The sequence below is a fragment of the Psychrobacter sp. genome (genome assembly GCF_036731945.1).
GTDB lineage: Bacteria > Pseudomonadota > Gammaproteobacteria > Pseudomonadales > Moraxellaceae > Psychrobacter.
The window spans coordinates 36158-41588 of the sequence record NZ_DAINDI010000016.1; the positions used below are offsets into that span (position 1 = coordinate 36158).

Sequence of the window (5431 nt, forward strand, 5' to 3'; positions counted from 1 at the left end):
TTTAGTGCGTTAACGCGCTCGCCGATTGCCCTTGGGGGCGCGATTACCACGATGCTCAGTTTTAGCGATAACTATGGGCTTGGTATGACCAACTTTGCTTATAATGTTGAACCTAGCGATTGGGATTTGATTGTCTTGTGCGTGGAAACATCGGCGGATAGCGTCGATGAGATGTGGAAAGATTTGGATAATGTGTTGGTTGTGAGTCCGACGCTTTAAGCTGCTTTATAAAAGCTGTTTTATAAAAGTTAGCTTACCAAGGCTATCTTATAAGAGCTGTTCTATTAAAACTATCCTTTAAACCCTACTTTACTTTTCACATTTACGCACGCTTTTATGGCAAATACTATGACTAGCCCATTTTTTCAAGCCAATCCCGATATTATTAAACCCTACGCGTTGATGGATTTGGACGATACACTTTTTCAAACCCAACGTAAAATCGATGCGTGGGATTTACCTACTGCTGAAGCCAAAAACTTAGTTTGCGCGACTATTAACAAACAAGGCAAGCCACTAAGCTTTATGAGCCAGCGTCAAACCGCATTCTTTAATTGGCTGCTTACTAGTACTGAGCTGATAGTGGTCACTGCACGCGACCGTAGTGAAATCAAGCGCGTTAAGCTGTCTTTTGACAGTTGGCAGGTCTTAACACACGGTGCCATTATTCTTGATAGAGACGGTGCGCTACAAGCCCAGTGGCAACTGCGTATGCATAGTCAGCTTGCACCACTACAGGACAAATTGCAGCAGCTGAGCCAATTATTTGCCAATCACAGTAAAAATGACAATAGCCAGCTGGTATTTACACCGCATATCGATCACTTTAATAATGGCGCTGTTAATGAAGCGCTAACCATTTATCTGGCTATTAAGCATGGGCAAAAGGACCATCAAGCGTTAGCAGAGCTCGCTAAAAAGTTGCCAACGTTAATACGTGATTTTGAGCAAGATTTTTATGTCCATGTCAATGCGAATAATCTGGCGATACTGCCGCATGCAGTTCATAAACGCCATGCAGTACAGTTCTTATTAGACCAGCATTTAGACCATCAGCGTCCAAGTTTTGGTTTTGGTGATAGCTTGGCCGATTTACCATTTTTGCAACTGCTTGACTGGTATGGCATGCCCAATCATGGTCAGCTACATGAGCGCTTTAGCTCGCAATAGTTTTTAAATAATAACAATAGTAGTAGAACTCATTTTTGTAAGTAGAAATCATTTTATGACCCATCCTATAACGAACTCTAATATTCAAAAAATGCAGGCATATGGCTCAGGCAGCTACCTTGCCAGCGATGTGACCGTACTGCTTGATATCGTTGATAAAGACGCGGTTGCTGATGTACCCGTCAGCCAAAAAGAAGCGCTGATCCAAAGCGGTCAGCGCCATTATTCTGACATGTTGACACTAGAGCATGCGCCAACTGCCATGCATGAGCAATTGTATCAGCAGGCATTAGCGCAAGGTACCACCAGAACCGCAACTGATATTGCTAACTTGGCTTATACGCTACATCATATTTTTCAGCAAACGGTAAGTCTTCAATGTCCATTAATATTAGTCAGCTTAGTACGTGCAGGTTTACCAGTTGGCGTATTGTTGCAGCGTGCCCTATTAGACAATGAAAGGTCAGATGCCGATAGCAGCTATGCGTTGCCAAGTGTGCATTATGGTATCAGTATCATTCGCGACCGCGGACTTGATCCAGTCGCGCTGCAGATGATATTGGACGCTCATCCAAATAGTCCGATCGTATTTGTCGATGGCTGGACAGGGAAAGGCGCTATTTATCAAGAGCTGGCTCGTAGTTTAGATATCTTTAGTGACCTTAACCATCCAAATTTTGCCAATATTTTCCATCAAGATAAGGATGTTATTCCTCTATTAACCCTTGCTGACCCAGCGGGTGTTGCTTGGTTGGCGGCAAGTGAGGAAGATTGGCTGATTCCATCAGGTTTATTAAACAGTACGGTATCTGGGCTGATATCACGCAGTTTATATACTGAGCCACAATCGGGGCTACATCGTAGCGTCTTTTATGATAATTTGGTTGCGGTAGACCATAGCCTAGCCTTTGTTGAGCAGATTGATAGCACGCGGCGGGCGTTATCTACATCTCCACAATACTTGCAAACGTTTAAGCAACCTCGCTATCAGACGGTGGATTTAATCGATATGCTGGCAGCAGAGTATGACATTAGCAATCGCAACCGTATTAAGCCGACCATTGCAGAGGCGACACGGGCGATATTACGCCGTGATCCTGAGCGCATTTTGCTGGCCACTGCCGATCACCCTGATACGGTGTTATTGCGCCATTTATGTAGCGAGCGCGATATCAATATCACGGTATTAGGTGCTAAAATACTCCCCTATCAAGCGATTACACTGATCAAGCAGCGGGCACCAAGCCGTCCATGATTTATTAATGTATTGATGCCTTGATATAATGATGTCTTGCGAAAGAAATGCATTAATACTGCATCAGCGGCGCTGTTTTTATCATACGTCCTTACGCTATGATTTTTTGCTATAACTATTCATTTATCACTATTTACGATGCCAACTATGTCCGATATACCGCACAACGATTCCAACCTTTATAACAACAACCAGTCTTACGCCCACCTGATTACCGAGCGTCATGCGATGCTCAAACCGCTTACCCATCACCCGTATCAGTTGGGTGCCAGTCTTTATATGCCTGCGACGCGGCAAGATATTTGGCAAGTCATTACGCGTGAAAAATTACCGACCATTAACAGTATTATTATCTGCTTAGAAGATGCAGTCAGCCATAACGATGTTGAGTTGGCGCTCATACGTCTACAAACGCTGCTACATACGTGGGCGGCGCATGTCGATAGCATCAATGACCCTGCAAAAAAAGAGGGCATTCAATCAAAAGCGCAAACCAATCAGCCAACCAGACCGCTAGTATTTATTCGTCCACGTCATCCCGCTATGCTAGAGCAGCTGGCAGATTTTGCCCATATTGATTTGGTCGACGGTTTTGTAATGCCAAAAGTTGATATGTATAGCTTGTCTAATTGGCGTATGGCGTCTCAGAATTTAAGCACTGAGCATTTATTGATGCCAACGCTTGAGACGGCAGCACTCTTTAACCCACATCACAATCAAGAGTTGGCGATTGGCTTTAAAGAAGCCTTTAGCCAGCCCGTTTTTGCCCTGCGTATCGGTGGTAACGACTTATTTGCCGCACTGCGTTTACGCCGTCCTAAAAATAGCATCGTTTATGATACCCCGATTGGTACGCTCGCCTATCAGCTGCTTGGCTGCTTTGTACCGCATGGTTTTTATCTTACCGCGCCGGTATTTGAATACTTAGAACAGCCAACGCTGTTTATGAAAGAGCTGATGCGTGATGTGAACTTAGGACTGGTCGGCAAAACCGTCATTCACCCAAGCCAGATTGCGTTGGTACAGCAGGCGTATTGCGTGCCGTTAAGTACCTTGGATGAAGCCCAAGCAATTTTGCATAGCGAGGCAAAGGCAGTCTTTAAATATAACGATACCATGCTTGAACCTGCCACGCACCGTGCATGGGCCACCGAAATCGTCAATCGCGCTGAGGTCTTTGGCACCCTTGATGATATTAATAGCGACTATACGACCCGCTTATAAATAAAGACATTAGCCTGACTCCTTTATCGTATGTTTTTAAAACTGCCGCTTTAACGTTAATCTGTTAGTCTGTTAGTCTGTTAGTCTAAGTTTCAATAAAAAAGCCGTTATCTTAAATAGGATAACGGCTTTTTTTCGTATAAACACTTTATTAACTGCTATGTCTGATTCAAGACTGGTTCCAGTCTCGCTCAAAGTTAGACACAGTTGGCTAAAAAGGTATTAATCACTTTATTAACCTGCTCAGGTTCTTCTACCGTCGCTGTATGTCCAGCGCCTTTAATAACCGCAAGCTTCGAGCCTGTAATGGCAAAATGCATCCGCTCCGCCTTTGCATAAGGCGTTGCCGTATCTTCATCACCGACGATAATCAATGTCGGCGTGCTAATCTCGCCTAGCTGATCATAAGTGCCCGAGCGTTCAATGACACCTGTGGTCGCCTTAACGACCCCGCCTTTACGATTGCCTTGTAACATCGTGAGCCACGCTCTACGGTCAGCCTTACGCGACTTATCGTTCAAAAAGCTAGTGCCAAACATAATAGGCATGACTTTTTGACTGACGCGTTTCATACCCAGCCAGCGGATAGCCTTCATCAATTTGCGATACTGCGGCACGTTTTTTGGGTCTTCAGGGTCTGCTGACGTTTCAAGTAAGGTCAGCGATAACAGTAGCTCCGGACGTTTGAGCGCGATACGCTGCGCGACAAAACCGCCCATCGATAACCCTAAAAAATGGCATTTATCAATCTTAAGCGCATCCAATAACGCTAGCGTATCTTCGGTCAGCGTCTCCATATCATAGCCTGATTTGGTAATCTCAGACTGACCTTGCCCGCGAAAATCAAATGCAATACAGCGGCAGCCAGATTTAAAGTACTCCACCTGCTTATCATACATCCGCGTATTCCACAGTAGCCCATGGGCAAATACCATCACTGGTTTTTGCTTATCATCCGGCGCGCTGTCTTCATAATAAATATCCACGTTATTCACATGTATCATTGGCATAATCACTTCCTTGTTTGTTGCTTATTGATTGCTTGTTTGGTTAACGAAATCCTTAACATTACTGCCATTTAGCATAATGCACCAAGCAAATACTTCATAGCGTTATTTTTGTACGGCAGATCGTATATATTTTTTAAAATAAATATATAGTAAAACAAGTAAAAATTAAACATTTTTGACCGTGCCTTTAGCGCCCACAAAACTCGCTTTTATAATCATAACAAGATGCTATAGTTATCAGCTTGCATGACTTGTTACAACTTTGTCCATTATAACGTCCATTGTTATCCGCAATGCTTATCTAGAACTTCTTACTAAGGAAACCAACCATGTCACAACCTTTGGTCGAATATCGCAGCGAAAACCATATTGCCACTATTACCATGAATGACCCTAAGACGCTAAATGCCTTTAGCACACCATTAAAAGGCGCGGTTATGGACGCGCTTGACCAGGCTGATCAAGATGCCGACGTACGCGTGATCGTGCTGCAAGGATCAAACAATAATTTCTCTAGTGGCGGTCATATCGGTGAGATGTTAGAGAATGGCATGGAGTCTGAGGCCTTAGTGGCAAAGCTTGATTTTATGCTCAGAGAAGTGGCAGAAGTGAGTTTAAAGTTGCGTAATATTCACAAACCCATTATTGCTAAATTAGAAGGTGCCGTCGCGGGTGCTGGGATGAACTTGGCATTAACATGCGATTTCCGTATTGCCGCTGACAATGCCAAATTCGTGCAAGCGTTTGTTAATATCGGTTTGATTCCTGATGC

At 44.0% G+C, this 5431-nt stretch carries 6 protein-coding genes; 5 read left to right on the forward strand and 1 reads right to left on the reverse strand.

The features are described from left to right. From V7D75_RS05005 to V7D75_RS05020, 4 genes are all read left to right on the forward strand, one after another. On the forward strand, positions 1 to 219 hold a 219-nt coding region (locus tag V7D75_RS05005; protein ID WP_333613664.1), incomplete at its 5' end, for a TRSP domain-containing protein. 129 nt (positions 220 to 348) lie between these two features. Continuing rightward, positions 349 to 1170 carry an HAD hydrolase family protein gene (locus tag V7D75_RS05010; RefSeq protein ID WP_333613665.1) on the forward strand — a complete coding sequence of 274 codons (822 nt, stop codon included), beginning with the start codon at positions 349 to 351 and terminating at the stop codon, positions 1168 to 1170. 55 nt (positions 1171 to 1225) lie between these two features. Beyond that, positions 1226 to 2425: a cysteine protease StiP domain-containing protein gene (locus V7D75_RS05015; protein ID WP_333613666.1), complete on the forward strand. Its 1200-nt coding sequence runs from the start codon at positions 1226 to 1228 to the stop codon at positions 2423 to 2425. A 147-nt stretch (positions 2426 to 2572) separates the two neighbouring features. Continuing rightward, positions 2573 to 3649, forward strand: coding sequence for an HpcH/HpaI aldolase/citrate lyase family protein (locus tag V7D75_RS05020; RefSeq protein ID WP_333613667.1), 1077 nt, complete (start codon positions 2573 to 2575; stop codon positions 3647 to 3649). 197 nt (positions 3650 to 3846) lie between these two features. On the opposite strand, the gene V7D75_RS05025 is transcribed toward V7D75_RS05020, so the two are convergent. Further along, the gene (locus V7D75_RS05025) at positions 3847 to 4659 is read right to left on the reverse strand and encodes an alpha/beta fold hydrolase (protein ID WP_333613668.1); all 813 of its coding nucleotides are present in this window, start codon (positions 4657 to 4659) and stop codon (positions 3847 to 3849) included. Between the two features lie 329 nt (positions 4660 to 4988). On the opposite strand from V7D75_RS05025, the gene V7D75_RS05030 reads away from it, so the two are divergent. Beyond that, positions 4989 to 5431: enoyl-CoA hydratase/isomerase family protein (locus V7D75_RS05030; RefSeq protein WP_333613669.1), on the forward strand; the 443-nt coding region annotated here is incomplete at its 3' end.

Bases quoted from the DNA above. Each gene is read 5' to 3' on its own strand.
- V7D75_RS05020 (WP_333613667.1), top strand. From the start codon at position 2,573: ATGTCCGATATACCGCACAACGATTCCAACCTTTATAACAACAACCAG.
- V7D75_RS05015 (WP_333613666.1), top strand. From the start codon at position 1,226: ATGACCCATCCTATAACGAACTCTAATATTCAAAAAATGCAGGCATAT.
- V7D75_RS05025 (WP_333613668.1), bottom strand. From the start codon at position 4,659: ATGCCAATGATACATGTGAATAACGTGGATATTTATTATGAAGACAGC.
- V7D75_RS05010 (WP_333613665.1), top strand. From the start codon at position 349: ATGACTAGCCCATTTTTTCAAGCCAATCCCGATATTATTAAACCCTAC.